28 protein-coding genes and 2 pseudogenes are annotated in these 26,394 nt (G+C 61.4%); 11 read left to right on the forward strand and 19 right to left on the reverse strand.

The window, feature by feature from the left end; translation table 11 throughout:
- Positions 1-123 precede the first annotated feature (123 nt).
- From FHT82_RS05595 to FHT82_RS30530, 3 genes are all read right to left on the reverse strand, one after another.
- Positions 124-1,098 carry a HEPN domain-containing protein gene (locus tag FHT82_RS05595; RefSeq protein ID WP_183727067.1) on the reverse strand — a complete coding sequence of 325 codons (975 nt, stop codon included), beginning with the start codon at positions 1,096-1,098 and terminating at the stop codon, positions 124-126.
- A 274-nt stretch (positions 1,099-1,372) separates the two neighbouring features.
- Entirely contained in the window at positions 1,373-1,744 is a 372-nt protein-coding gene (locus tag FHT82_RS05600; protein WP_183727069.1) for a hypothetical protein, read from the reverse strand.
- A gap of 284 nt (positions 1,745-2,028) precedes the next feature.
- Positions 2,029-2,151, reverse strand: a complete 123-nt coding sequence (locus FHT82_RS30530; protein ID WP_281411203.1) for a hypothetical protein — start codon at positions 2,149-2,151, stop codon at positions 2,029-2,031.
- 446 nt (positions 2,152-2,597) lie between these two features.
- Here FHT82_RS30530 and FHT82_RS30285 point away from each other — a divergent pair.
- Positions 2,598-2,714, forward strand: a pseudogene (locus FHT82_RS30285) (type IV toxin-antitoxin system AbiEi family antitoxin domain-containing protein); the annotation flags it as partial.
- A pseudogene (locus FHT82_RS05605) lies at positions 2,683-2,931 on the forward strand (nucleotidyl transferase AbiEii/AbiGii toxin family protein); the annotation flags it as partial. The pseudogenes FHT82_RS30285 and FHT82_RS05605, both read left to right, overlap by 32 nt.
- A gap of 116 nt (positions 2,932-3,047) precedes the next feature.
- On the opposite strand, the gene FHT82_RS05610 reads toward FHT82_RS05605, so the two are convergent.
- Positions 3,048-3,575: a GNAT family N-acetyltransferase gene (locus FHT82_RS05610; protein WP_183727072.1), complete on the reverse strand. Its 528-nt coding sequence runs from the start codon at positions 3,573-3,575 to the stop codon at positions 3,048-3,050.
- Positions 3,572-3,850, reverse strand: a complete 279-nt coding sequence (locus tag FHT82_RS05615; protein ID WP_183727073.1) for a DUF1778 domain-containing protein — start codon at positions 3,848-3,850, stop codon at positions 3,572-3,574. The genes FHT82_RS05610 and FHT82_RS05615 overlap by 4 nt, the downstream gene beginning before the upstream one ends.
- Positions 3,851-4,819: 969 nt before the next feature.
- On the opposite strand from FHT82_RS05615, the gene FHT82_RS05620 reads away from it, so the two are divergent.
- Together FHT82_RS05620 and FHT82_RS05625 are read left to right on the forward strand one after the other, a co-directional pair.
- Positions 4,820-5,698 carry a DUF3313 domain-containing protein gene (locus tag FHT82_RS05620; protein WP_183727075.1) on the forward strand — a complete coding sequence of 293 codons (879 nt, stop codon included), beginning with the start codon at positions 4,820-4,822 and terminating at the stop codon, positions 5,696-5,698.
- 315 nt (positions 5,699-6,013) lie between these two features.
- Positions 6,014-6,592 (forward strand): hypothetical protein, encoded by a 579-nt coding sequence (locus FHT82_RS05625; RefSeq protein ID WP_183727077.1) that lies wholly within the window; start codon positions 6,014-6,016, stop codon positions 6,590-6,592.
- Positions 6,593-6,675: 83 nt separating this feature from the next.
- Here FHT82_RS05625 and FHT82_RS05630 read toward each other — a convergent pair whose 3' ends face one another.
- From FHT82_RS05630 to adhP, 6 genes are all read right to left on the reverse strand, one after another.
- Positions 6,676-7,437, reverse strand: a complete 762-nt coding sequence (locus tag FHT82_RS05630; RefSeq protein ID WP_183727080.1) for an ABC transporter ATP-binding protein — start codon at positions 7,435-7,437, stop codon at positions 6,676-6,678.
- On the reverse strand, positions 7,434-8,474 hold the full coding sequence (locus FHT82_RS05635; RefSeq protein ID WP_183727082.1) for an iron ABC transporter permease: 1,041 nt from the start codon (positions 8,472-8,474) through the stop codon (positions 7,434-7,436). The genes FHT82_RS05630 and FHT82_RS05635 overlap by 4 nt, the downstream gene beginning before the upstream one ends.
- On the reverse strand, positions 8,471-9,493 hold the full coding sequence (locus FHT82_RS05640) for an ABC transporter substrate-binding protein (protein ID WP_183727084.1): 1,023 nt from the start codon (positions 9,491-9,493) through the stop codon (positions 8,471-8,473). The genes FHT82_RS05635 and FHT82_RS05640 overlap by 4 nt, the downstream gene beginning before the upstream one ends.
- Positions 9,494-9,786: 293 nt before the next feature.
- Positions 9,787-10,116, reverse strand: coding sequence for a chaperone modulator CbpM (locus FHT82_RS05645; RefSeq protein ID WP_183727086.1), 330 nt, complete (start codon positions 10,114-10,116; stop codon positions 9,787-9,789).
- Between the two features lie 2 nt (positions 10,117-10,118).
- Entirely contained in the window at positions 10,119-11,033 is a 915-nt protein-coding gene (locus FHT82_RS05650) for a DnaJ C-terminal domain-containing protein (protein ID WP_183727088.1), read from the reverse strand.
- Between the two features lie 221 nt (positions 11,034-11,254).
- Positions 11,255-12,310, reverse strand: a complete 1,056-nt coding sequence (gene adhP / locus FHT82_RS05655) for an alcohol dehydrogenase AdhP (protein WP_183727336.1) — start codon at positions 12,308-12,310, stop codon at positions 11,255-11,257.
- Positions 12,311-12,771: 461 nt separating this feature from the next.
- On the opposite strand from adhP, the gene FHT82_RS05660 reads away from it, so the two are divergent.
- From FHT82_RS05660 to FHT82_RS05670, 3 genes are read left to right on the forward strand one after another with little or no spacing between them, the layout of a single operon-like run.
- A complete protein-coding gene (locus tag FHT82_RS05660) occupies positions 12,772-13,644 on the forward strand; it encodes an HlyD family efflux transporter periplasmic adaptor subunit (RefSeq protein WP_246698058.1) in 873 nt (290 codons plus the stop codon).
- Positions 13,641-16,361, forward strand: coding sequence for a ribosome-associated ATPase/putative transporter RbbA (gene rbbA / locus FHT82_RS05665; protein WP_183727092.1), 2,721 nt, complete (start codon positions 13,641-13,643; stop codon positions 16,359-16,361). Before FHT82_RS05660 ends, rbbA begins: the two co-directional genes overlap by 4 nt.
- 1 nt (position 16,362) lies before the next feature.
- On the forward strand, positions 16,363-17,484 hold the full coding sequence (locus FHT82_RS05670; RefSeq protein WP_183727094.1) for an ABC transporter permease: 1,122 nt from the start codon (positions 16,363-16,365) through the stop codon (positions 17,482-17,484).
- A gap of 128 nt (positions 17,485-17,612) precedes the next feature.
- On the opposite strand, the gene FHT82_RS05675 is transcribed toward FHT82_RS05670, so the two are convergent.
- Positions 17,613-18,074, reverse strand: a complete 462-nt coding sequence (locus FHT82_RS05675; protein ID WP_183727096.1) for a universal stress protein — start codon at positions 18,072-18,074, stop codon at positions 17,613-17,615.
- Between the two features lie 277 nt (positions 18,075-18,351).
- On the reverse strand, positions 18,352-18,906 hold the full coding sequence (locus FHT82_RS05680) for a threonine transporter RhtB (protein ID WP_183727098.1): 555 nt from the start codon (positions 18,904-18,906) through the stop codon (positions 18,352-18,354).
- Positions 18,907-19,210: 304 nt separating this feature from the next.
- Here FHT82_RS05680 and FHT82_RS05685 point away from each other — a divergent pair, with 304 nt between their 5' ends.
- A complete protein-coding gene (locus FHT82_RS05685) occupies positions 19,211-19,423 on the forward strand; it encodes a hypothetical protein (RefSeq protein WP_183727100.1) in 213 nt (70 codons plus the stop codon).
- A gap of 401 nt (positions 19,424-19,824) precedes the next feature.
- Here FHT82_RS05685 and FHT82_RS05690 read toward each other — a convergent pair whose 3' ends face one another.
- The 5 genes from FHT82_RS05690 to FHT82_RS05710 all read right to left on the reverse strand — a co-directional run bounded on the left by FHT82_RS05690 (position 19,825) and on the right by FHT82_RS05710 (position 23,163).
- On the reverse strand, positions 19,825-20,010 hold the full coding sequence (locus FHT82_RS05690) for a twin-arginine translocase TatA/TatE family subunit (RefSeq protein WP_183727102.1): 186 nt from the start codon (positions 20,008-20,010) through the stop codon (positions 19,825-19,827).
- A 338-nt stretch (positions 20,011-20,348) separates the two neighbouring features.
- A complete protein-coding gene (locus FHT82_RS05695; protein WP_183727104.1) occupies positions 20,349-20,771 on the reverse strand; it encodes a hypothetical protein in 423 nt (140 codons plus the stop codon).
- Positions 20,768-21,685, reverse strand: a complete 918-nt coding sequence (locus FHT82_RS05700; RefSeq protein WP_183727106.1) for a U32 family peptidase — start codon at positions 21,683-21,685, stop codon at positions 20,768-20,770. Before FHT82_RS05700 ends, FHT82_RS05695 begins: the two co-directional genes overlap by 4 nt.
- 3 nt (positions 21,686-21,688) lie before the next feature.
- On the reverse strand, positions 21,689-22,666 hold the full coding sequence (locus FHT82_RS05705) for a peptidase U32 family protein (RefSeq protein ID WP_183727108.1): 978 nt from the start codon (positions 22,664-22,666) through the stop codon (positions 21,689-21,691).
- The gene (locus FHT82_RS05710) at positions 22,657-23,163 is read right to left on the reverse strand and encodes an SCP2 sterol-binding domain-containing protein (protein WP_183727110.1); all 507 of its coding nucleotides are present in this window, start codon (positions 23,161-23,163) and stop codon (positions 22,657-22,659) included. Before FHT82_RS05710 ends, FHT82_RS05705 begins: the two co-directional genes overlap by 10 nt.
- A 101-nt stretch (positions 23,164-23,264) precedes the next feature.
- On the opposite strand from FHT82_RS05710, the gene FHT82_RS05715 reads away from it, so the two are divergent.
- Positions 23,265-24,773 carry a UbiD family decarboxylase gene (locus tag FHT82_RS05715; protein ID WP_183727112.1) on the forward strand — a complete coding sequence of 503 codons (1,509 nt, stop codon included), beginning with the start codon at positions 23,265-23,267 and terminating at the stop codon, positions 24,771-24,773.
- The gene (locus tag FHT82_RS05720; RefSeq protein ID WP_183727114.1) at positions 24,757-25,395 is read left to right on the forward strand and encodes a UbiX family flavin prenyltransferase; all 639 of its coding nucleotides are present in this window, start codon (positions 24,757-24,759) and stop codon (positions 25,393-25,395) included. The genes FHT82_RS05715 and FHT82_RS05720 overlap by 17 nt, the downstream gene beginning before the upstream one ends.
- Here FHT82_RS05720 and FHT82_RS30650 read toward each other — a convergent pair.
- Entirely contained in the window at positions 25,350-25,814 is a 465-nt protein-coding gene (locus FHT82_RS30650; RefSeq protein WP_348647582.1) for an NnrU family protein, read from the reverse strand. The genes FHT82_RS05720 and FHT82_RS30650 overlap by 46 nt on opposite strands.
- Between FHT82_RS30650 and FHT82_RS30290 the strand changes: the two genes are divergently transcribed.
- Positions 25,796-26,359: a hypothetical protein gene (locus FHT82_RS30290; RefSeq protein WP_246698059.1), complete on the forward strand. Its 564-nt coding sequence runs from the start codon at positions 25,796-25,798 to the stop codon at positions 26,357-26,359. The genes FHT82_RS30650 and FHT82_RS30290 overlap by 19 nt on opposite strands.
- Positions 26,360-26,394: the final 35 nt, after the last annotated feature.

A 26,394-nucleotide genomic window follows, 5' to 3' on the forward strand; every position in this document is an offset into this window, starting at 1 on the left:
CCGAATCTTCGTTGTTTTTTAGGAAATACCAAGAACTCAAACAGTGCCACTGGCTATATCGGTCGGGCCTGGCACAAATCTGACGATAATATCGTTTGAGCAGTCGGCTCGAGCGCGTAATCGTTAATTCTTTGGCAGTGTCCCATCACCTTCGCTCGGCGGGAGTCCGAGCAGGCGTTCCTCACAGATTGATGCGACTGCTGCCTGCAGTGCCCGCACTCGTTCCGCCAGCCATCCAAGCTCCTCGGTAGTAATCGCATAGTTCGGCGAATAGCGTGCCTCAACGTAGGCGCGGGAGAGAAGCTCGAAACGACGACGGGCCATGCGATTGTCTCGCGGCCAGGCATCGACCAATCTTTTGTCGAGATCTTCGGCCTTCGAACGCAGCACTTTTATGCGATGCGACTTGGGGCTGTAGAGGGTTAGCGTAAGGAGGAGGCAATGATATGCTTCTTCAACCGCCTGATGCAGCATAAAGGCACCGTGCCGCCAGATGTTTCGCTCGAGCATCAGTTCGGCTCCAACGAGTGCCTCCTGCGACAGCTGGTACCATCGTTCGAAATTTTTCTGCGCCTCAGCTTTCGCCTCTTCCATGGTGAGCGGTCTGGGGTGGGCGAGGGGATGGCCTTCTTCCTCGTAGAGGACCTTCCCGTCTCTGGCGATATCGACAAAGAAGGGCCGGCCGCGTGAGAGCTGGTCGTTGACGTCATGCAGGCTGTGGACGATCGGGATGACCGGTGTTTCGATCCGGTGGGCGATCTGCTCCTGCAATAGCCGCTCGTCGAGCGAAAGCCACAATTCCTGCTCCTGCGCGAAGGCCTCGGAATTGACGATAACAAGGATATCGTAATCGGAGCGGTAACCGCTCGAACGGTCCTCCACCCAGTCGCCGCGCGCATAGGATCCGTAGAGAATAACCTTCAGGACCTGGCTATTGGCCCGCTTGGCCGACAGCTTGGTGGCACGGAACTGCTCGACCTCGGCAAAGATGATTTCAAGCACGCGGGCAAGCTCGCGCCGCTTGGCTGCCGGCAGATGGTCAAGGGGATCGGTCAAGGTCAAAGCCGCATCAAAGCCTTCGGTAGGAATCGTGTCCATCGTAACGGCTCACCTGATGTTTCGCACGCGTAATTTTTACGTGATTTTGTGGCAACCATAGATAGAGAATCGAAATGATGTAATCCTAGCTTTCGCCTCTGGGTTTTCGGAAGCTGGAGCGTGCACCGGAAGCGTCGGGAACGATGCGAGCGTATCTGTCCTCATCCCAACATCCCTGGCAGGTTTCGCCGGTTCCGGTCGACGGAATGGAGCGCCAATGGCGACGCGCTCCGTCCCGCCATCAGCACCGAAATCCGGATTGCCCGAGTGTGCTTCATCGCTTCAGCACCCAAACGGTCTTGCCGTTCTGCGATGCTTCGATGCCGGCCTTGGTCCGGGTCAGTTGAAGGCATTTTTCAGCCTCTTCCGGTCGCGGCCTTATGCAAATCCCGCCTGGAGCGGCCCTCCACGTCGGGTTTATGCTCACGAGACTATCACTGATTGTTCCGCCGCCATCCGGACGGAACACGAGGATGTTTGAGGCCTTTCGTTTGACGACGATCATTTCCCACGGCTTGCCGTCGGCGATTACGCTGGAAAGAGGTTCTTCGGCTCGCGCCGGTGCGCCGGCGAAAACCGCAAGGACGATCAATGGCATCAAAAATCGGCAAGGGGAGCGGTCGCTTGGTAAGCGAGCTGTGCGCATTATGTATTCCTTTGGATTGGTTTGACCCTCAAATGGCAGGTCGCGATCGAGGGATTAAATTCAGTTGGGGGAACGTGGCCATGCCCGTCTGCCGGTGGTGATGTTGTTGCGATATTCTCCAACGCGTTCGGTAATGTCATCATGAGATTTATTTTGATTTGTTAAGGGCGCCGGCCATATCTCGGCATCATCATCACGCGGTGGGATCATACGGTATATCGGCAGCAGCGTAGCTCGGCACAACCGCCGCGCACCGAGAATATCCCACCTCGGTTTAGACATGGTCACAGCGCAAGCCGCTCTGAAACCAAAATGAGCATCAGGATCGGACCGCCGAGCAGCGCACCAAACAGGATCGTCACGAAGAACAGGTTTGCGAGCACACGAGCAATGGTCTTGCGCGTCATGGGTGCTCACCGACCCGTCTTGCCGGTTCGAACCGCACGGGACGCCTTTTCATCTCGACCATCGGCACCTTGCTGGCCCGGGTATGAACGATCTTTCTGTTCCTTCTGACGATGAGGATGACCGGCCATTGCCTGGTGCCGGGTTTCGCACTGGCAGCATCAAAGGTCAGGACGGCAGTTTGAATGGATTCGACAACCACCAGCGCCGCAGCTGATCCTGTCGTTCGTTTTGAAGCCATTGCTCTGTTCCAGATGTTGAGGGCGGATGAGGTCGTGCCCTGCCGGTTCAGGTTGGATGTCTTTCCATATGGGCTCCGACAATTGCGGAAGCATGACCGGATTTGTTTTTCCGCATGTAGTGCTGCCGCAACGCGAAAGGAAAAGACTCGCTGCGCGCATCAAACACATGAGGATCGCCGCACTACCGGACTGATGCCTACTTCGGCCGGCTCGATCTCAAACGTATCGACCTCGGTCATGGCAAGCGTCAGATCGTGGTCGGCGGTCGACTGGACAGTAAGTATCAGATCACTGTGCCGGCGGCACTCGACGCCGGCGTCTGAAGCTTACCGCGCGCAAGTCAGTCTCCTCGTTCGGGTTCTGCCACTCGTTGCTGAGGAGGATGTCTTCGCATTGAAGCGCGGCACGGCCATCAATGTCTTCGTCAGAGATCTTCCTCGCCTGTCGGTCGATATCGATCTGACCTATCTGCCGGTTGAGGACCGTGCAATGTTCCTCGCCAACATCGACGCCGTCATACGGCGGATTGGTGCTCGCATGGGGTATGCCGCGCAGCCGCACCCAGGTCGTGTCGCTGCATAGCGAGGCTTCAATTCTGGATGAAGTACGGTCGGTCGCATTAGCAAACCCTGAAAGAACGAAACTGCGAACGACCGTCAGAGAAGGCCCTTGGTCTTGAGGTCGGCGGCGAAGGTGGCAAGCGGCATGACGAGCGTGAACGGGTGGTTCTCCAGCGGCTCGGCCCCATAGCTGGCATACCATTGGGCCGCGCGCTCGCCCTTGGCGTCGATAATCAGCAGCACGCCCCCAGCCTCGGACGCGATCCGGAGGCAGCGAAGCGCCGCGGCGACGAGGAGCTGGCCGCCCAAACCATGGCCCGCGACGGAGACATCGGTTGCGATCCGCGCCAGCTTGAAGCCAGGAACTTCGTGTTGGGTCAGCCCCTTTGTCATCGACGCCGGCACGCCTGCGTGCGCCACGGAGGAAGGGGCGACAGTGTAGAATCCCAGCACGCGGTTGGGCGTAGAGGCGTCGATTGCACAGAAGGTCTTTGAGGCGTTCTGTTCGTGACTTTGACGGGCGTAGCGTCGGAAGAAATCGTTCATCGCCGGATCGCCGCAGTCGAAGGACTGGCGACCGTGCGATTTCGCGATTGCTTCCTCTCTCCAGGCGGGCAGCGTCATAGAGTGTCGGGCAACGCCGCCATCGCTGCCCGCAGCTTCGCGTTGGGCTTGGGCGGATTTTCCAGCAGTTCGAGCACGCGCGCATGATCGCGCGCCGTCAGACGAACGACCTCGGCCGCCTCGATCACAGCTTCGGCTTCGCGCAAGGCGGTCTGCGTAACGAAGTTGGTCAGGTCGGTGTTGCGCAGCGCGGCGGCGCGCACGAGCTTAGCCTTCGTTTCCGGCGAAACCCGCAAATTCATGCGCTTGTTGTCATCTATGGCAGCCTGGGGCATCTCCGTCTTCCTCGCAATTTGTACATGTTCAAGATGTACGCGATTATGTCGATCTTTTCAAGATCGTGTGTCTTGATGGCGTACACTATCCGCCTTCACCGCCAATGGGGGTGTTGCGGGGTTCTCCCCGCAGAAGGGGTCGGCCGAGACCGTCGCTCTCCGCGTTGGGGGGAAGGTTCACATGGCTCAATTCTCAATGGAAATTATGCGCCTAACCGCGTGTCGCCGGCACAGCGTCGCGCGTTCGAGGCGATGCAGGACCGCTTGCAGGTCCTGCAGCAAGCGGTCCAGGCACAGAGTAGCCACGAGATCATTTCGGAACGCCGGCGGCGCGCCATCGATCGCTCTCGCGGTGTCATTGGCTGAGCATTAAAGAGAAACGAAAGGAAAAGCACATGGCGGAACAGGAATCCTCTTACGACGCGGCGTCCGCGCCGAGATCGCGATCGAGGTCCTCCGCGCGGTGCCCAGTTCGAGATCCGGCGGTAATTGCCGGCTCGCTCATTGGCTCCCAGCCATCGGGCGTTTCATCTTGCCGTTGCTGGGAGTGCCTTTGCTGATCCTGCGGAATGGGATCCCGTCAGCAGGAAACCACTTAATGGCTTTCGGGGAGTTGGGGCGAATCTTAACAGCGCGCCATCAAGTAGCGTTCTAATCCCACGGAGCATTACGAGGTTCTGGGCGAAATCCCGAAAGAGCAAACCATCATCGATGGGCCGAGTGATCGCGCATCCATCCTCAAGGTCGAGAATACCGCGTGGTGCCGAAGAGCAGTGCGCGGGTCTGGGGCTTAGCCTTGTCACGCAGATTGCCGAAACCATGGCGGAAAAGTCGGTATCGAAAGTGGTCCGTCGGGAACGAAGGTATCGATCCAGCTCCAAAATGCAGCAAGCGGCGGACCACGTAATTGTGTGGCAATTGTTGCCCCCGAGTGTCCGGTCATCGCCATGACCGGAGCCAACGAGACACATGCCCAGCAATTCGTTTTCAAATCGTCGATTTTTCAATCATTCTTCCAGGGCATCGCTCCTGGGGGTTATTGCTCTGCTGATAACGGTAACCGTTTCCGGCTGTGCTGCCGTGCCGCTCAAGGAGGCGGGAACGCTCGCCTCCTACAGCAATCTCGGTCCGTCGAAGGGGACGCTCGCCAAGAAACGGCTCTACGTCGACGGGCAGCAACTGGCGCGGGTAAAGACCGTCGCCATCGTCCCGACCGTCTTTTCCTTCAGTGCCGCGTCCAAAATCAGGTCCGAGGCCGACCGGTCCCTGGTTTCCAATGCTCTCGACCGGGCGCTGTGCGTGGCGCTGAGCGACAAATACCAGATGGTCCCGGCCGGCCAGCCGGCGGATCTGACCGTGCGTTCGGTTGTTGCCGACATCGTTCCGACCAACAAGGCAGCTGCCGGGGTCGCGACCGTCGTCAGCGTCGGTTCGGGCTTTGCCCTGCCTGTGAGCGTACCGCGCCTCCCTTTCGGCCTTGGCGGCCTGGCGATCGAAGCCGAAGCACTCGATGCCACGGGAATGCAAAATGCCGCAATGCTGTGGGCGCGGGGCGCAAACTCCATTCAGGACAAGCCGCGCGTTTCCGAGGTCGGGGACGCCTATGGTCTTGCAACGAAATTTGCCGGCGATTTCTCACGGGCGCTGATCGCCGGAAAGGAACCGAAGGGACTGAATCTTTCGCTTCCGTCGAGACAGCGCGCCCGCTCCTGGCTCGGCGGAAAGCCGAAATATGCTGCCTGCGATGCGTTCGGCCGCGCACCCGGGCTGCTTGGTGCCCTCGCTTCGAAGTATGGCGCTCCGCCGCAATGGACGGAAAAGAAGCCGAAGCCTGCAATGACGCGTTGACGGAAAGCATGCCCAGGCGCCGTCTAGCCGCTCCGCGAAGACATGGAACAGACGTCAAGGAGATCGACCGGCTTTGCCGGTCGAGGACGGGCGGAGACAGTGCCGGAACCCCGCGGCATTGCTCTGCCCGCCTGCCCTTCGCGTGCAGGGAGTGTCAGTCCTGACGATCTCGCCGAACGGCGGCTTATCTCCGTCGACAGTATTCGATCCGCCCCAGGAAGACGTCGCAGGGGACGATCTGATGCAACATTCTTCCCTTTGCATAGGGACGCTGTATTCTGATGTCGCCAGACACACTTCGATTTGAGGAAGAGTATGCCTGTCGATCATCTTGAAATTCGTTCGCAGACGGGATCTGGCCTGGCGGGTTCGCTTGGCGACACGAAGCGTCAGGTCACGACATGCCGGAACGGTTGGTACCATCTGAGGTGCGTGGCGTTCGGCGCGATCATTGTTGCCACACCATTCTTGAGCGCACCGGCATCCGCCGCCAATGTTCTCGAACGAGCGATCGAGGCCGCGCAGCCCTGCAAGCCATTGAAGGTCAGGCAATCGGTTTTGGGTGTGAAGGTCGAATTGGGCATCGACAAGCTCGACTTCGTTAAAGTCGATACGCTTGAAATCCGCGTTATCGGAGATCTGGCCGAGGCAAGCGCACTCGGAACGCTCGCCTGCAGGACGTCGGACGATGCCCCTCTTCAGGGTGGTTTTTCGGCAAAGGCTCGAATTCACCTGCAGACCAATCTCGTCACCTGTGTCATGAGCGGAAGTTCGATCGAGATCGTCGAGGCCGGCGGTGAGTTCGGTGACGTTGTCACGGCACTCGAACCCGAGATTTCGGCCGCCCTTCGCAAGGGCGTGGAGAAGGCACTGAAGAAACTCTGCGCGAGCTGAAATCGCGGCGGATAGGTGAAGGGTGATCGGTCTGCAGGCTGGCGGCTTCCCATGCGCGTCTGTGCCTCATCGACACGGCGTCGTCACCGGAGATAGTGGATGTGCGGTCGGGCGTGATAGGGCGAGGCTTCGACGCGCGCATCCACCGAGAAAACATCCCTGAGGACTTCTTCGGTCAATACCTCGGCCGGTGTACCGGACGCAACGATCTTCCCGCTTTGCATGACGATCAGCTCGTCGCAAAACATGGCCGCATGGTTGAGGTCGTGCAGCGCAATGATGCTGGTGACCGGCAGACTGGAGACGAGCCGCATGAGGCTGATCTGGTGCTGGATATCGAGATGGTTGGTCGGTTCATCGAGGATCAGTTCTTTCGGCGACTGCGCCAAGGCCCTTGCGATCTGGGCGCGCTGCTTTTCCCCACCGGACAGGCTCTGCCAGCGATCATGCCGTTTGGCGGACATGCCGGCCCGCTTCAACGCTTCTTCAACAGCCTGATCGTCGGCGAGCGTCCAGCTGGAAAACATCGAGCGGTGCGGAAAGCGTCCGAGCTCGACGACATCCACGACCCTGAGATTGGCGTTGGTCGTCGCATGCTGTTCGACGAAGGCGACGCGCTGCGCGATCGTGCGACGCCCGATGGCCCTTATGTCCCTCCGGTCGAGCCAGATGCGCCCGGAATTGGGTCGCTTCAGGCCGGCAAGAAGCCGCAGCAGTGACGTCTTGCCGGAACCGTTCGGGCCAAGAAGGCCGAGCATCTTTCCCGGTGTTGCTTCGAAGGAGACGCCATCGAGTATGGTCTTCTTGCCAATTTTCCAGACGAGGTTTTCGGCTTTGATGCTCATGATGCGCGCTGGAACCGGTAAAGGATGACGGAGAAGAAGGGGACGCCAACCAGCGCCGTGACGACCCCGATCGGCAGGACCTGCTGCGGGATGAGCGCGCGTGAGGCGATGTCGGCAAGCACCATGAAGATTGCGCCAACAATGGCGCAGGCTGGGAGAAGCCGGATATGGAGCGGCCCGACGACGAAGCGCGCCGCATGCGGCACGACAAGACCGACGAAGCCGATCGAGCCGACCATGCTGACGATCGTCGCCGTCATCATTGCGGTCAGCGAAAACAGCGCGATGCGGGTCCTGCCGACGTTGACACCAAGGGATGCGGCCGCTTCATCACCGAAGGCAAAAGCATCCAGAACCCTGGCATAGAACAGACAGGCGACAAGCCCGAAGCCGACGATGACAGAAACCAGCATAAACTCCGGCCAGCGCACGCCGCCGAAGCTGCCGAGCAGCCAGAACATGGCGTCGCGAGCCTGCTGCGCGTTGCCTGATGTCGTAACCACGTAGGATGTGGCGGCGTTGAAGAGCTGCGAAGCGGCAACGCCGGCGAGGATCGTCCGGTCGGCGCCGCCGCGCGTGCCGTTGGACAGCAGCGCCACGAAAAGAAAGGCGGCAAATGCGCCGGCAAAAGCCCCGGCCGACAACGAAACCGCACCTGCACCAACGCCGAGAATGATGATGGTGACCGCGCCGGTGGACGCGCCGGCGGAGATACCAAGCACATAGGGCTCGGCCAGGGGGTTGCGAAGCAGCGATTGCATGATCGCACCCGACAGAGCCAGTCCCGCGCCGCAGAAAGCGGCCACGAGCGCGCGGCTGAGACGATAATCCCAGATCACGGTCTCGTGGATGCGGTTGAGTTCCACCGCCGTCCATCCCAGCCTGTTCGTGACCGCGGCAAACGTCGTGGTCAGCGGGATCGGCAGGTCGCCGATCCCGACACTGATGCCGACGACCAGACCGACCGCCACAAGGGAGGCCAACAGGAGGAGGCCGAAGGGGGCGGCCCGCTGCAGAGAGCGGTTCGAGGCGGTCACTTGATCAGGCCGAGTGCTTTCAGTTGCTCGGCTACCTGTTCCGCGCCGTAGATCGTGCGGATCGTCGGGTTCATGGCCTGGCCGTCCATGACGACGATTGCCTTGTTTTTCACCGCCGGCATCTGGCTGACGGCCGGATCGCTGTTCAAGAACTTGATCTTGGCCTCCGGCTTGTCGAGTTCCCAGCGGTTGCGGTCGAGATTGGCCACGACGATGACATCCGGATTGGCGGCGATGATGCTTTCCCACCCGAGCGTCGGCCATTCGGCTTCGGCGGTGACGGCATTCTTGCCGCCGAGGAGATCGGCGATGAAGCCGGATGCCGCGTTCTTTCCGCCGAGATAGGCGTCTGCGGAAGGCGACTGGCTGGAGAACCAAAAGACGTAGGAAAGCTGCTTGCCATCCCTGGACACGCTGGCGCGCAACGCCGCTTCACGCTTCTTGAAGTCGGCAATCAGCGCCTGGCCACGATCGGCGACGTCAAAAATCTGCGAAAGCTCGTCGATCTCCTTGTACAGCAGATCCATGTTCCAGAGCTGGTCGCGGCTGCCATACTCGTTCTTGACCTTCTCGGTGCTGAGGCAGGTGCTCGGCGAAATGTAGCTTGGTATGCCGATTTTGTCGAAGTCCTCGCGCTTGGCGACCTTGCTCGTCGGGCCGATCAGGCTTGGCAAGGCCGCCGCCACGAAATCCGGGTCTTGCGCCAGAATCGACTCGAAGGTCGGAAACTCGACAGACAGAAGCTTGACCTTCGCGTTGGCTTCGGCGAGCTGCGGCAGAACCTTGCTCGGCCAGAATGCGGTACCGGCCATTTTGTCTTCCAGACCGAGAAGCAGCATGATCTCCGCGCTGTTCTGGCCAAGTCCGATGGCTCGTGCTGGAGCCTTGGCGACGGTCACCTTCGCACCGCAATTGTCGAGCGTCAGCGGATAGGTGGTCGGTGCGGACAATACCGGTGTTGCGATCAGGCCGAGCACGGCGACGAAACCTGGAACTGCGAGGGACTTGAAAACTCTCATGAGAACTTCCTGTTCTTCGAGCCCCCAACATGGGGATTCTAAGGGCGCGGGCGGTATAACCTGCTTGCCCAAGGAAAAACAAGAGTAGTGTAGTCATCTTTTACAGTGACAGGTGCTGGCTGAATACGCCCGCAATCATGAGAGGATAATCAACAGAAGTCCGCGCAACGCTGTTTCCTGGCAGGGCGGAGAACCAGCTCTGCCAGAACAGGTGAGCCGGCTTGCCCGTCCCGCCATCCTCCATGCCGTACAAAGCCTGATCTTGATCGCCATGAAAGTCCGGAACGAAGCTATCAGCGGCCGCTATCGTCAAGCTCTTCGAGCGTGCGGAGCAGGCGTTGCTGGATCTCGGCCTCCTGCCGGTTCACGGCCGCGACAAGCCTGCGCATCGCGCCGCGCATGCCGTGGAGCTGGTCGATGAGCTCCATGACGACGTCGACGCCGGCCTCGTTGACGCCCATTTGGCGCGTGAGGTCCAGGATCAGGCGGGCGCGGGCAAGATCGGCATCCCGGAACCGACGCCGGCCCTCGGAAATATCGGGGGCCAGCCAGCCCTGCTCGACCCACAAATCGAGCTCGGTCACGTCGATTTTGAGGTAGAGTCGGAATTCGCGATCGTCCATGGTCAGGTCTCCATGTTCTTTCTCGGATCCTGTGTGTCGGCTGCCGCCCAGTCCTTGACGAAGGCGGTCAGCTGTTCGTCCGGCTGTTCGGGCAGCATGATCTTCAGCGTCACATAGACATCACCGGCGTCGCCGCCGCGCTTCACAACACCCTTGCCCTTGAGGCGCAGGACCTTGCCGCTGCTGGAATTTGCCGGCAGCGTCAGGTTGACCGGTCCTGATGGTGTCGGCACGCGCACCTTTCCGCCGAGTACCGCTTCTCTCAACGTGACGGGCAGATCGAGGCGGATGTCGTCGCCGTCGCGGGTGAAGAAACGGTGCGGGCGCACGCGGACGTCGATCAGCGCATCGCCGGCCGGGCCGCCGCCGAAACCGGGTTCTCCCTTGCCGCGCAGGCGCAGCGTCTGGCCGTCGCGCGTGCCGGGCGGGATCTTGACGTCGAGCGCCGGGCCGTCCGACAGTTTCACCTGGCTCTGCGTGCCATTCACGGCATCGAGGAAATCCACCTCCATCGAGAAGCGCCGGTCCTGGCCCTTTGCGCGGAACTGGCCGCCGCCAGCGCGGCGCGAGAAGAAACTTGCGAAGAGATCGTCGGCGTCTCCAAAATCGGCAAAGCCGGCGCCGTTATGATAGGCGCCGCCCGGGCCGCTCGAGGAGGCATAGTCTCGATAGTAGCTGCGGGGCGCCTGTTCGGCTCCGGTGATGTCGATCTCGCCACGATCGAAGCGGCCGCGTTTCTCCTCATCGCTCAGGATTTCATAGGCGGCAGAAATCTCCTTGAACTTTGCCTCGGCCTTCTTGTCACCGGGGTTCAGGTCGGGGTGGAGCTTCTTGGCAAGCTTGCGGAATGCCCCCTGAATGTCCTTCTGGGTGGCATCCCGTTTCACGCCCAGAAGCTCGTATGGATCTTGGCTCATACATGTCTCCGTGTAAGGGCAGCGAATACTGCGGATTGGAATCCGCCTTCATATAGGTTGCCGGTCGGATGTCGGGGAGGGGACGAGGGCCGCGTCCTGTCATTCGGCCTGGCCAGAAGGGACGGCACCAGCCCGTACGGTGGGCAGGAGCGCTGGCCCCGGCCACTCCCCCGCCCGACACTAAGTGCCTTGATCAACGTCAAAATTGACGTGCCTGTATCTCATGCCGCCCCCGCCTCTTTCTCTTCAGCGATATCAAGCACCATCCGGCCTTCGATGGTTCCCGCTTTCAGGCCGGCAAAGATATCATTGATATCGTCGAGCGGCGCCCTGGTGATCTCGGCCCGGACGCGGCCGTCGGCGGCAAACGCAAGCGCTTCGTCGAGATCGCGGCGCGTGCCGACGATCGAGCCGCGCACGGTTATGCGCTTCAGCACGACGTCGAAGATCGGTGTCTGGAAGTTGCCCGGCGGCAGCCCGACAAGGCTGACGGTGCCCTTCCGGCGCACCATGGAGAGCGCCTGCGAGAAAGCCGGCGGGGAGACGGCAGTGACGAGCACGCCATGTGCGCCGCCGCTCGTCGCCTTCAACACCTTTTCGACCACGTCTTCGGAAAGCGCGTTGAGCGCAAGATCGGCGCCAACCTCGCGAGCGAGGTCGAGCTTGGCGGCAGCGATATCGAGGGCGACCACCTTGAGGCCCATCGCCTTGGCATATTGGATCGCAACATGGCCAAGGCCGCCGATGCCCGAGATCGCTACCCACTCGCCGGGCCGGGCTTCGGTTTCCCTGAGACCTTTGTAGGTCGTAACCCCGGCGCAGAGGATCGGCGCGATCTCGGCGAAATTGACGCCATCGGGAAGGCGTGCGGCAAAGGCTGCCGAGGCGATGACATATTCGGCAAAGCCGCCATCGCAGCTGTAGCCGGAATTGTGCTGGTGTTCGCAAAGCGTTTCCCAGCCGGTCTCGCAATATTCGCAGCGCAGGCAGGCGTCGTGCAGCCAGGCAACGCCGACGGCATCGCCTTCCTTGAATTCGGTGACGCCGGGGCCGAGGGCGGCAACGACGCCTGCCGCTTCGTGGCCGGGAATGAAGGGCGGCCTTGGCTTGACGGGCCAGTCGCCGTCGGCCGCATGCAGGTCGGTATGGCAGACGCCACAGGCGACCACCTTCACCAGGATTTCGCCCGGTCCGGGAACTGGCACCGGCACGCATTCGATTACAAGCGGCCTGCCGAATTCACGCACCACCGCCGCCTTCATCATCTTGCCCGTCATGATCTTCATCCTTTCGCAATGATTGTCCGGCGTGATGATGAAGGGCACGCCCACCGGCGCATTGATCCATCGCAAGACACAAGCGTCCGGCGTCGCAGGTCGGGGCGCGCCCGTTGGGATGCTGCCTGAAAAACTCCATGCCGCCTCTGAACTGGCGATGCGCCTGCGGCGTTCCTCGATCAGGCACGACCGCTGCAGATGCTTGCCCTGTCCTTCATGACATATGTCAAGGATGGCGGACGGGATTGCCAATAGAAGGACGAACATCGGCAACGTCCGCACAGGTTCGATTGGAGGCTCCGTCATTGAGAAAGCATCAGCTTTGTGTCCTGGTTTCCTTAGCTTTTCTCCTTGGCCTCGGTCAGCCGGTTCTCGCGCAGGATCGCTCCTCGGTCTTCTCGGCTCGATTCGAGGCCCTCTGGAACAAGATGACCGGCCGAGGACTGCCCGAAAATATCTCCATGTCCAATGGACGCATCGAGGCCCAGCAGGTGCTGATTTCGGCGAAATTCGCTGGCCGGCTTGCCGATGTCCTCGTCGATGAAGGCCAGATCGTCGATGCCGGTGCGCCGATCGCCCGGATCGATACGGCCGATCTCGATGCTCAGCTTGCTGGCGCCAAGGCCCAGGTTCGCCGCAGCGAGACGAGCCAGGTCGAAGCCGAGGCCTCAATTGCCCAGCGCCAAAGCGAATTGATACTCGCCAGGCAGGAATTCGAGCGCGCTCAATCGATGAGCAGCACGGGCAGCGGCACGATGCAGCAGCTCGAACTGCGCCGCAGCCAGCTGAGCGTTGCCGAGGCCGCACAAAAGGCGGCGCTCGCAAGCCGTGACGAGGCGGAAGCGACAACGGAAGCGGCGCAGGCGGAAGTGGTGCGCATTCAAACCGTGCTCGACGATGCCGTGCTGAAGGCGCCGCGCCGGGGCCGTGTCGAATATAAGCTCGCGCAGACCGGCGAAGTCGTTGCCGCCGGTGCGCCGGTCGCGACGCTGCTCGATCTCTCCGACGTGTCGATGACGATCTTCCTGCCGGCCCGCGCCGCCGGCACCTTGGCAATCGGCGACGAGGCGCGCATCATTCTCGATCCGGCGCCGCAATATGTCGTGCCGGCAACGGTATCCTTCGTCTCCTCGCAGGCACAGTTCACGCCGAAGACCGTCGAGACACAGGACGAGCGCGAGAAGCTGGTTTTCAGGGTGAAGCTGAAGATCGCCCCCGATCTGCTCAAGGACTATGAATCGCGCGTCAAGACGGGTGTGAGGGGGATCGGCTATGTCCGCACCGATCCCAAGTTGGCCTGGCCGGCGGAGCTGCAAGTGAAGCTGCCGCAATGAGCGGACCGGCCGTTCGCTTCACGGTCGTGACGCATCGTTACGGCCGGATTGCCGCACTCGATGGTGTCGACCTCGCCGTTCCCGCCGGCTGCATGGCCGGACTGATCGGCCCCGATGGCGTCGGCAAATCGACGCTGCTCGGTCTTGCGGCGGGTATTACCCGCATCCAGCACGGACATGTCGAGGTGCTTGGCGGCGACATGGCCGATCGGCGCCATCGTCGCGACGCCCGTGCCCACCTTGCCTTCATGCCGCAAGGCCTCGGACGCAATCTCTATCCGACGTTGAGCGTCGCGGAAAACCTCGATTTCTTCGGTCGCCTCTTCGGCCAGGACGGTCTGCAACGCCGTGCACGCGTGGACGAACTATTGCGAATGACCGGCTTGCTGCCCTTTCGTGATCGGCCCGCCGGCAAGCTTTCGGGTGGCATGAGGCAGAAGCTCGGTATCTGCGCCTCGCTCCTGCATGATCCCGATCTGCTGATCCTCGACGAACCGACGACCGGCATCGATCCGCTCTCGCGGCGGCAGTTCTGGGAGCTCGTCGATCACATTCGCGAGCGGCGGCCGCAGATGAGCGTGATCGTCGCCACCGCCTATATGGAGGAGGCCGAACGCTTCGACTGGCTTGCCGCATTGCACGCGGGCAGGCTGATCGCGACCGGCAGCCCTGGCGATATCATGCGGCAGGCTCGGCAGCAGACCCTGGAGGCGGCCTTCACGGCGCTGATGCCGAATACCGGCAAGCTGGATCGCGGTCCACTGATCGTCACGCCGCGCGTGATCGTCGACGGACCGCCGGCAATCGAGGCGGAAGACCTGACGTGCCGCTTCGGCGATTTCGTCGCGGTCGATCATGTCAGCTTCCGTATTGCGAAGGGCGAGATTTTCGGCTTCCTCGGTTCGAACGGCAGCGGCAAGAGCACGACGATGAAGATGCTGACGGGGCTGTTGCCGGCGAGCGAGGGTGTCGCAAGGCTCTTCGGCCAGCCGCTGAAGGCCGGCGACATCGAGACCCGCAAACGCGTCGGCTACATGTCGCAGGCATTCTCTCTGTATGGCGAGCTGACCGTTCGACAGAACCTCAGGCTGCATGCGCGTCTTTTTGGTTTGCCGGCGGTAGATATCGACCGGCGCGTCGGCGAGATGCTCGCGGAATATGATCTCGGCGAATTCGCTGACCAGCGGCCGGAAGACCTGCCGCTCGGCATTCGCCAGCGTCTCCAGCTTGCGGCGGCCGTCATGCACAAGCCGGAAATGCTGATCCTCGACGAGCCCACGTCCGGTGTCGATCCCGTGGCGCGCGATGCCTTCTGGCGATCACTGATAACGCTGTCGCGGCGCGACGGCGTCACCATTTTCCTGTCGACGCATTTCATGAACGAGGCCGAGCGCTGCGACCGTATCTCGCTGATGCATGCCGGCAAGGTGCTGGCGATCGGCAGCCCGGCCGAACTCTGTGCCGAGCGGGGCGGGGCGACGCTGGAGGAAACCTTCATCGAGGTGCTGACCGAGGCGAGTATGGGTGAGGGCGCCGGGGCCGATGCGGGGGGCACCGCGCTCGCCGGCGGCACCGCCATGCCCACGCGGCTCTTCGACCCCCGCCGGCTCTTTGCCTATGCGCGGCGCGAGACGATCGAAATCCTGCGCGACCGGGCGCGGCTCGTCTTCGCTCTGCTCGGGCCGGTCCTGTTGATGCTCACGTTCGGATACGGCATCTCCTTCGATGTCGAGCATCTGCCTTTCGCCGTCTACGATCAGGATCAATCTTCAGAAAGCCGGCAGCTGGTGGAGAGCCTTCAAAGCTCGCGTTATTTCCAGGAGCAGCCGCCGATTGCCTCGACCGAGGAGCTGCAGCTTCGGCTGCAGGATGGTGAACTGATGGTGGGCATCGAGATCCCGCCCGATTTCGGCCGCGACCTTATGCGGCAGGAGGCGCCGGAGATCTCCGTATGGCTCGACGGCGCGATGCCGTTCCGTGCCGAGACAGCGCGCGGTTATGTTTCCGGCCTCGTCTCCTCCTATCTCGCCGATGTCTCGGCGCGGCACTCAGGCCGCTTCGAACAGCTCTATCCCGTCAATATCGAAAGCCGCTTCCGCTATAATCAGGATTTCAAGAGCGCCAATGCGATCGTGCCGAGCGTCATCATGCTGATGCTCGTATTGATCCCGGCGATCATGACCGCGCTCGGTATCGTCAAGGAGAAGGAGACCGGCTCGATTGCCAATTTCCAGGCGACGCCGGTCACTCGTATCGAATTCCTGCTCGGCAAGCAGCTTCCTTATGTGGCGATCGCCTTCGTTAGTTTCCTGGTGCTGGTACTGATGATGCGCCTCGTCTTCGACGTACCGATCAAGGGCTCCATCGGCCTGCTTGCTGCAGGCTCGATCCTCTATATCCTCGCGACGACGGCCTTCGGTCTCTTCGTTTCGAGCTTCGTGCGCAGCCAGGTGGCGGCGATCTTCGCGACCGCGATCGTTGCGATCGTCCCGGCCGTGAATTTTTCCGGCCTGCTGGTGCCGGTCTCGTCGCTCTCCGGGGGCGGGCGGTTCATGGGGCTGCTCTTTCCCTCGGCCTGGTACCAGCCCCTGAGCGTCGGCGTCATCACAAAGGGTCTCGGCCTTGCCGAACTCTGGCCAAACCTCATCGTCCTTGCCGGTTTCGGTGTCGTGTTCGTTGGTGCCGCACTCGTGGCACTCAGAAAGCGGAGTGCCTGACATGTGGGGCAAGCTCAACCGGATTTTCCGCCTCGGCGTCAAGGAACTCTACAGCCTGAAGGCCGACCCTGTGATGATGGTCCTCATCGTCTACACTTTCACCATCGCCGTCTACACGGTTTCGACCGGCGCCAAGCTCGAGGTCGAGAACGCCTCGGTCGCCGTCGTCGACGAGGACCGTTCGATGCTCTCGACACGGCTACGGGATGCGATGCTGCAGCCTTTTTTCAAGGCGCCGGTATTGATCGGCGCTGATGAGGTGGATGCGGCAATGGATGCCGGTCGATTCGTCTTCGTGCTGGAGATCCCGCCCAAATTCGAGGAGGATGCGATTGCCGGTCGCAAGCCTTCGCTGCAGCTCGATATCGATGCGACGGCCATGGCGCAGGCCGGCAACGGAGCCTCCTATATTCAGAACATTATTCTGCAGGAGATGGCAACAGCCTTGCCGAACAGCGCCGCCGCGTCACCGATCAATCTCGTCGTCAGCGCACGCTTCAATCCCAATCTGCAATCGACCTGGTTCACCGCGGTCATGCAGGTCATCAACAATGTGACGATGCTTTCGGTCATCCTGACCGGCGCAGCGCTGGTCCGAGAGCGGGAGCACGGCACGATCGAGCATCTTCTCGTCATGCCGGTCACGCCGGCGGAGATCATGATGTCGAAGGTCTGGGCGAACGGGTTGGTCATCATCGTGGCGGCGGTGCTGTCGCTCGTCGTCGTGGTCGAAGGGTTGCTTTCGGTGCCGATCGCCGGTTCGATCTGGCTTTTCGTCTTCTGCGCGGTGCTCTACCAGTTCTCCGTCACGTCGCTCGGCATCCTGATCGCGACTGCCTCAAGTTCGATGGCGCAATTCGGGCTGATCTCGATGCCGATCCTGATTGCGATGAACCTGCTTTCCGGCAGCACGACGCCGATGGACAGCATGCCGCTCTGGCTGCAATATGCGCTGGTGGTTTCGCCCGCGCCACATTTCGTGTCGCTGTCGCAGGCGATCCTTTACCGCGGCGCCGGCTTCGATGCGGTCTGGCAGGAGATGGCGGCGCTCATGGTGATCGGCGTGCTTTTCTTTTGCGGCGCGCTCATGCGGTTCCGCCGGGCGCTGGCGGATGCGCGGTAGGTGATGATGGCAATGCCGCGACGTCGTGCGGAGGCCGCCCGTACCTAGCAATCCCTTTGCATCATGTGCAGGGAGAAGGTCGGCGCGAAGGCAAAAAACAGCGCGCCATTGCCGAGGGCGCCCTGTTATCAGCGCGCCGCCGTCTCCACCGCGCGGCTCAGCTTATGCACCGGACTTTGCTTGCGATCGACGAGGACCGAGCATTTGGCATGACGCACCACGCGGTCGACCACGGCCCCGAAAATATAGTCGGTAATATCTGCGACATGGGTCGACAGGATGATGAGGTCCGCCTGCTTCTCCCGCGCGGCGGCCAAAAGCACCCTGGCTGCGCTACCGGTATGGACCTCGACGACGGCAGGGATCTTCATCTGCCGGCAGAGCAAGGTGAGCTTCTCCTCGGCATCCTTTATGGCGGCGGTCTCGAAGTCCTCCGGCAGGCTCGTCGTCATGTAATGTGGCATGGTTTCGACGGCGTGGATGACGAAGATCGAACCATCCTTGTCGAGGAGGCCGGCTGCCCTGTTCAGGATGCGCTCGGCCGTTTCGCGAGGGCCGTTGCCTATAGCGCAGACTATCGTTCGGTACATATCGGATCACTACCCTTGCCCGCCAGATCGTTATGCGATTCTAGCCTCCCGCATGGATCAGACATTGACCGACATCAAGAAACGGCCTGCATCACATTTGACGCAGGACAAGGCGGCTGCGGCAGGCGGCATCAAATTTTCCGGTCGCCGTTTCCAGGGCCGACATCGATCTTGCCGGCCTGGACTCAGCGCAATGGCATAAGGCGGTTTGCGAGGGCAGCCATGCATGCCATCGAGGAAGTCAGCCGAGCCAGTGTCGTGAAAATCTACACAAGTCTCAGGTCCAAAGGGCGCTGATGGCAAGGGTCAGGGAAAAGGCGACAAGCACGGCGCAACCGCAATGCCGCACAAGAGGTGGCATTTGCGCATGGCGTCCGACCAGCAGGCCGCCAAGGCCAAGCCAGATCGCCGACGTCACCGTCGCGCAGCAGACGAACGCTACGGCTATACCCGTCTGGACGGAGGGTACAAGGGTAAGGCCGATGATGATGGCCTTGGGATTGAGCAGCGTGGTGATGAAGAGCTGACCGACGCCGAACGTGCTCTGGCCGCCCACCGGGACCGGCACCCATAGTTTCAGCGCAAGATAAAGAACCCAAATTGCCGAAATCAGCTTGACGGCGGCTGCGATGGCCGGCTGGTCTTCAAGCAGCGGTGCGGCGATGCTCGACACCGGAATGATGATTGCGAGATAGCCGAATAGGACGGTGGTGACGAGCGACAGGGACCGCCTGACGGTCAGCGCCGTCGACGCCAACGCCAAAACCGCATTGGTCGGGCCTGGAAGGATCAGCAGTGAGAAGACGGCGATAACGAATGTCGGCAGGTTCATCAGATCCGATCCTTGCGATTGTCTGCCACCCTTCTCACGAATCCGGACGGACGGTTTTGATCTGTATCATTTCAAGCACTGCATCGGCCTCGACAGATCGCGGCAGACAGCGATGACCGTTGGGTGCCGATCAGCCGTAGGCGGCTTGCCCTCTTGCCTGTATGAACTCCGGTCAGATTGAGCTTTGTCAAGGACGAGCAGGGCGAGGGGCGATAGCAACGACATGCGATCTGCGTCTGTCACGCGCAACCCTCGCATCACGATAGGGTGTGAAATCCATGTTCGAAAAGCTGCCCGTGCTGCCATGCTTCTGAGAGATCTCGATCCAGCCACCGCCAGGCGCGTTCTGCGCATCTATGACCGCATTGCAGAAACGTCATGGTTCAATCGCAACCGCGCCACCGAATGGGAGCTGTTGAAGCTCGTGCTTCGTCATGTCGCGCGCGATCAGGACGAGGAATATCTCCAGAAGCTATGCACCCGCGAAGCGTTCGAGCGTTTCTGCCGAAGCGCGTAGCCCAGCCGACGGGTCAATTGGGTGGGGAACGGATGTGATGGTGCTGCCGATACCCTGCCACGTCCACAGCGGTTCTGACTGTGTATGACCGCGACGCCAGCGTCTTACGTCGGTTGCGGTGACCACCAGGGTCTCCGCATGCCTCGGATCGCATCTGCCATAGGCGAGCGCGATCTCGCAAAAGCTATGCAGAAACTGGAAAAGCCGCGCCTCATTCGCACGCGGGGGCGATGCCACACTCAACAGCGATCGCCTTGTGACAATCACGGTCCTCGTTTGGCCAGCCAGCTGAAGAGCTACGCGACCGCATTTTTCCGCGTCGTCGAACCACGCCGAGATGATCGAGTACTCCATTTTGTTCCCCTCTGGACGTTCACCCGTGGCCTGCGCATCGATCCTGATCAAGACCGATCTGCATCTGCGCCGTCCTTGTCCGTTTCGCCGGTGGCCTTGCCATCGATACCCTTCCTGAAGGCCCGGATCCCCTGCGCGACATCGCCCATCAACTCGGGGATCCTGCCGCGTCCAAACAGGATGAGGACGATCGTAAGGACGATCAGCCAATGCCAGGCGCTAAAACTTCCCATTCCAACCACGCCTTGAAACGCGATGAGCTTAGACCTTCCTGCTCGATCGTGATTGATCTGGAGCAAATGCAATGATGTTGGTGAAACCGGCCGCGACTGATGCGGCCGCCGCAGTTTCCGACGATAGGCCCGTTACGGATATCGATGTCCGCCCGCTTGCCCGTCGCCGTGCCCATGCGGCCCGGTCGCTCGCTCGCCGGCAGTCGGCTCCGGCGCGAGGGTCGGCCGGGTCTGCAGGAGAAACATTTCGAGAACTGCGCGCGATTCCCCATCGGCCGAGCCGCCACAGCTTATGACCTCGAGCATGTCGACGTGCCGATCCCGGCGGTTCTCTGCCTTCACGATGGAATTTCCCCAGCCTCTTTCGCGATAGAAGTTTGCTGGGCACCAAGAATGTCGCGCTGATTGGCGACGAAGGCTCTGAGAAGCTGAGAGCCCATTTTAGCCTGTTTTGCCACATCGTCGAAAATCAGAGCCGCTTCCTCGACCTCGCCGATTTCGGAGGCAGGTCCAAACTGCTCGAGTTCCTTCAGAAGTTCCAGAAGCGTGGCGACCTTCGTTCTCTGGCGCAGCGCCGACATGAACAGTTCCTGCACGACGGCGGCTCTTTGTCTTGGAACCAGATGCGCGAGCAATTCGTCGATGATGAGGGTGCAGCTGCAGTCGGAATCCGGGTCCTTCGCAAAGGCCTTTATCTGACGCAGAGCAGAGAAGATCCGTCTATCGCCGGGAGCATCGCTTTCCGACAGTCTCATCTTCATTGTGCCAAATCCTTTGCATTTTTCAGGCGCGCGACCCATTCCGCGCCGGTCCTGCCGTGGTAAAACCCGTTCGATAGCGGAACGTCCGGATAGACTTCGCGCAGCCTTGTCAGCGCCTGCGCAGGCTCGATCTCTCCATTCAAGACCCTGCGAAAAGTCTGGGACACCTCGACCATGTCGCAGATCTGCGGTGACAGCCGAAGTGAACTGACCCCTTGTGCCGTCCATTCGTTGGATCGCTCGATCAGGGCCTGGCATGTATGCGAGAGCGTTTGCACGCCGTTCAGGGCAAGGAAGGGCTGACCTGAAATGGTGTTGACCGTGATGCCATCAGGATCATCCTGGCAGACGAACTGGCAATTGTCCTTGGTTCGCCCTTTCGAGCGGGCGTGAGCGCAGCGCGCGGAAATGGCGAGCGGCACGCGGCCGAAGGCGAAGACCTCCAGATCGAGATTCGGACAGGTCCTGGCAATGGCGGCGACGGACGAGGCCGGAAGTTCCGGCGGCAGGCAGATCGCCGTCGCACCATTGGATGCCAGAACGCGTGCGGTCGCTGCGTTATAGACATTGATGAACGGTCCAACGGCGTGCGGCCGGCCCTTCAGGAGATAGAGGGCAGAGAGATCATTGGCCTCGACGAGCCTGGCATCCTCTTGAGCGAGCGCCCTTTGATAGTTCGCCTCGCGATCGAGCGTGACGAGCGCCAGTGTCGAGAGCCTGACCTCTTTTCCTGCGGCCTCCAGCCGCTCGATGACAACAGCAAGCTCGGCCTCCATGAAATGCAGGCGCTTCGAGCAGATCGTCTCGCCGATGACGACGACATCGACAGGCGCTTCGTCGGCGATCCCGAAATAGAAGTCGCGCCATCGGTCGCTCGGCCAGAGATATTGGAGCGGGCCAAGTGTCAGCTTCATCTCTTACCTCCACTGCTTCTCATAGGCGCCATGCGTCGTCTCCAGTCCCTCGCTGAGGGCCTTGAGACGGGCCATCAGCGCGGGGCGATCGGCGGGGGCGACTTCCATCGTGGCGCGGAGCGTCGAGACGACCTGCGAGATATAGGCTTTGCCGCGTTGGCGCCCCTCCACCTTCAGCGCCGTGACACCGGCCGCCTGAAGTTCGTCCAGCTGGTCCATGACATCGAGAGAAACCGGGTCCTCGAAGGCGTAAGTCTTGCTCTTGCCGATCGCAAAGCGCCCCTTGCACAGGGTTGGATAGCCGGCCGGCTCCTTCTCGGAGAACCTGTTGATCGTATACCCGCCCAGTTCCGATATCATGTCGGCGCCTTCCTGCCGGTAGCGGACATGGCTTGCCGGCGAGCAGACGCCGTTCATGTTGGGCGATTTTCCGGTGGCGTAGGAGGAGAGCGAGCAGCGCCCCTCCGCCATCACGCAGAGGCCGCCGAAGACGAAGACCTCAAGCTCGCAAGCTACGCGACGGGCGATGCGGGCAATATCGGCGACCGTCAGCGTTCGGGGAAGGACGACGCGCGCTGCGCCAAAACTTTCGACCAGATAGGCAAGAGCATCCGGATTCGAGGCCGAAGCCTGCACGGAAATATGCAGGCGCTGATGTGGGTGACGTTCGGCAACATGGGCCATCAGCCCGAAATCGGCGACGATCAGCGCGTCGGCCCCTGCATCGGTTGCTTCCTGCGCCCGGCGATACCAGAGATCCTCCCGCCCTGCCGTCATGAATGTGTTCAGTGCCACGAACGTCTTGACGCCTCGGGTGCCGGCATAGGAGACGGCTTCCCGGAGCTCCTGCAGATCAAAATTCAAACCTGGGAAGTTTCGGGCGTTCGTTTCGTCGCGAAACCCGCAATAAACCGCGTCCGCACCTGCATCGACGGCCTCTCTGAAGGACGAGGGGGTTCCGGCTGGGCATATCAGTTCCATCTGGCACCTTCTCCCTTGAGTGCACGGCGCCGGATGGATGAGAGTGCCGCCATCACGGGGCGGCGGATCGGCCCCGACATGTCTCCGGCCAGTTTCACCAGATCGATTCCGCTGTCATCGAGCGCATTTCGAAGCGCGAGCACCGCTTCCATATTGCCTGTCACGGCAAGCTTACGGGCAAAGAAGACGGCATCACCATCCAGGCGGCCCTCGGCAAGCCCGAGCATCAGGAGCAGGGGGCCGCTGATCCTGGCGTCCGCCTCCGGCGCGCGCCCGCGCCGGAAGGTTCGGATACTGCCTCCGGCAGGCCGGATCACGAACTCGAAGGCAAGGTCGGAGGGGGCAAAGCCGAAACATAAATATCGATAATCCCCGAGCCGGTCGAAGAGCCGGGGGTGGGATTTGAGCACTTGCTGAAACAGCAAGGATGCGGCGCGGGCCGCGATCGGCAACGGCACGATGCCGGCCGCAGCCATCAGGCGGGATGGAACAAGCATTGGGGCCTCTTCTCGTGAGAGTGGCACCCTAGAGCCTGCTGCATTCGCCCTGTTTGTTTTGAGACAAAGACAGGAGCGGTTTCCTCGCCGATTGCATCCCCATGCTGAACGATGCACCCAAGATCAAACGTCATGCCGACCTGCAATCCTTCATTCGTGAGCTCGAGCAGCGCAGGCTGCTTCTGTCGGTCGACGAACCCGTGTCGCTCGTCCACGAGCTGACGGCCCTGCATCAGCAGGTCCTCGAGGAAAACGGGCCGGCTCTTCTCATAAAGGCACCGATAGACGCCGATGGACGGCGCAGCCCTATCCCCGTGCTCGTCAATCTGTTCGGCACCAGGGAGCGCATAGAGCTTGGCTTCGGTGTCGGGCAGGGCGGTCTCGGGCGACTGGCAGAGGATCTCGCTGATCTTCGAAATCCATCTCCGCCAAAGTCGCTTGCAGATGCTTTGAGCAAGCTCTCCCTGCTCACGGCCGCAAGTCGCATGCGACCGAGGCATCGGCGCATAGGCCTGTCGCAGGCGGTGGTCTACCGGGGAGCCGAGATCGATACCGGCATGCTTCCAGTCCAATGGTGCTGGCCAGGCGAGCCGGCCCCCCTGGTAACCTGGCCGCTGGTCATCACCTGCGATCCCGACGATCCCTACGACGTCAACGTCGGCATCTACCGGATGCAGGTTCGCGACCGTTCCTCGCTGATCGTGCGCTGGCTTGCCCATCGCGGCGGCGCAAAACACTTCCGTGAGTGGCAGCGACGCGGTCAGGACATGCCGGTGGCGATCGCAATCGGCGCCGACCCTGCGACCCTGCTTGCCGCCGTCATGCCCCTGCCCGAAGGCGTGAGCGAACTGAACTTCGCCGGTCTTCTGCGTGGCGCGCGCACGCAAGTCGTCAGCGCTCTGACCGTGCCGCTCGACGTGCCGGCCTGCGCCGAGATCATTCTGGAGGGGCACGTGTCGATCGATGAGACTGCGCCTGAGGGTCCCTACGGCGATCACACCGGTTATTACAACAGCGTCGAACCCTTTCCGATCGTCCGGCTGAGCGCCATCACCACCCGTCGCTCGCCGGTTTACCTGTCGACCTATACCGGCCGCCCGCCCGACGAGCCTTCGAGGCTCGGGGAGGCGATGACGGAGCTGTTCATCCCGATCCTGCGGCGACAATTTCCCGAAATCTGCGATCTCTGGCTGTCGCCGGAGGCTTGCTCCTACCGCACGGCGGTCGTCGCGATCGACAAGCGTTATCCCGGACAAGCCCGCAGGGTGATGATGGGGCTCTGGTCGATGCTTCCGCAGTTCAACTACACCAAGCTGATCATCGTGGTCGATGCCGATATCGGCGTGAGGAGCTGGGAGGATGTCATGTGGGCCGTGTCCACGCGGTTCGATGCGTCACGCGACCTGATGGTCCTCGAAAATACGCCGATCGATTATCTCGATTTTGCATCGCCCCGAGCGGGTCTCGGAACAAAGATGGGCCTCGACGCCACCCGCAAAATCGGGCCGGAGAGCGACCGCGAATGGGGTCGCGAGCTGCGCATGCCGTCAGACATTGCGGCGCGCGCGGCAACAACATGGGAAAGGATCAAACGTGACATCGTTTCATGAGCAGCGCGACGTCGTGCTGGCGGTTACCGGAGCTTCCGGCGCGGCTCTCGGCCTTGCCGTCCTCGATCTCTTGTGCGGGCTCGGCATGCGGGTGCATCTCGTCGTCTCGCAAAGCGGCAAGCGGACCCTCCTGCACGAGGCTGGGGCCGACGCCCATGACCGGATGCTGCCGAAGGCTTACAGAAGCTATGACAATGGCGATATCGGCGCGACGATCGCCAGCGGCTCGTTTCCTGTCGCGGGGATGATCGTCGCGCCCTGCTCGATGAAGACGCTGGCTTCAATTTCAACCGGCCTTTCCGCAAGCCTCGTGGCACGTGCCGCCGATGTCCAGCTCAAGGAAAGACGGCGGCTTGTGCTGATGACGCGGGAAACGCCATTGCATCTCGGGCATCTGCGCAACATGACATCAGTTACCGAAATGGGCGGGATCGTCATGCCGCCGGTCCCCGCCTTCTATAACCGACCGCAGTCGGTGCAGGAGATCGTGGATCACCTTGCCCGCCGCGCCGTCGATCTTCTGGGCCTGCCGGTCGCGCCGCTGGCAAGCGCCTGGTCCGGCGAGGCGGACTTCGATCAGCCGAAGACGGAAATCGGGTCGGCGCCGAAGAGCAGGGCGTGACCGCCCGCAAGGAGCAGCCAGACGACCAGCGCGATCGTGGCCATCGCTGCTGCTACAAGCGCTGCGTCCGATTTCGGCCGGACCCCGGAAACAAACGCCGCCAGGGGCCAGACGGACGTCTGCGCGGCGTAGATTTCCCAGTGATCGCCGAGACGCTTTCTCGCCCGGCGCTCGGCCATCGGAATGCCGGCGAGTGCGAAAAGCCCAAGCCCACCGAACAGCAGGAGCGACGCAAGTCTACCCTCTAAGATACGCGTCTTGCCAGGAGAACGTGTGCGGCACTGATCATGGCCGTTCCGATTACGTCTTTCTCGATCGCCTGGATTGCCGCCTTTCTGAGTTGAAGCGTCGGTCCGGTCACGATGCCAGACCCGGGGTGTCTGAACGGAGGGAGGCGAAATTGACGGGCTTGTCGGTATCGGCCTTGTCCGCCCGGCTCCTGGGGAGGTCGACGAGACGAGCCGGACGGCGTCGGCGGCGTCTTTTGATTTCGACGATGAAGGGCTTTTGCGATGTGCGCATCGGCATTCCTTTCCTTATGTCCGCGGTCACCTGCCGCGAACCACAGAAAGATCCTTATGGCCTGAGGCTTTCGTTCTCTTTGATGGAGGTCAAAGACGTCGAAATGCTACCCGCTATGCTCCGGTCCATTATCGATGAGAGGGGAGGAGCCCGCATGTTCCCGAGGTTCATCACAGCATTCCTGAAATCTTCCGGAGAAACAGGTGTCGTGCTGATGGAGCACGAGGGCGCACAGCGCGTGGTCATCATCGATCGCGACGCCCTGCAGGAGATCAGCAATCCACCGCGCGCCGATGAGACAAGGCTGCAGGAGCATGTGGGAACGATATGCGAAATCGCCGCCTCCAAGATACTTCTGCAGCCGCAGTCGTCATTTTCCCGGATACGGATATCGAGGGACGACGTCGAGGCGTGGAAGGCGTCGCACGATACGCTCCACTAGGACAAAAGCTGAGCCGTGATAGGGCCGGCTCGGCT

It is taken from the genome of Rhizobium sp. BK275 (assembly GCF_014193555.1).
GTDB lineage: Bacteria > Pseudomonadota > Alphaproteobacteria > Rhizobiales > Rhizobiaceae > Rhizobium.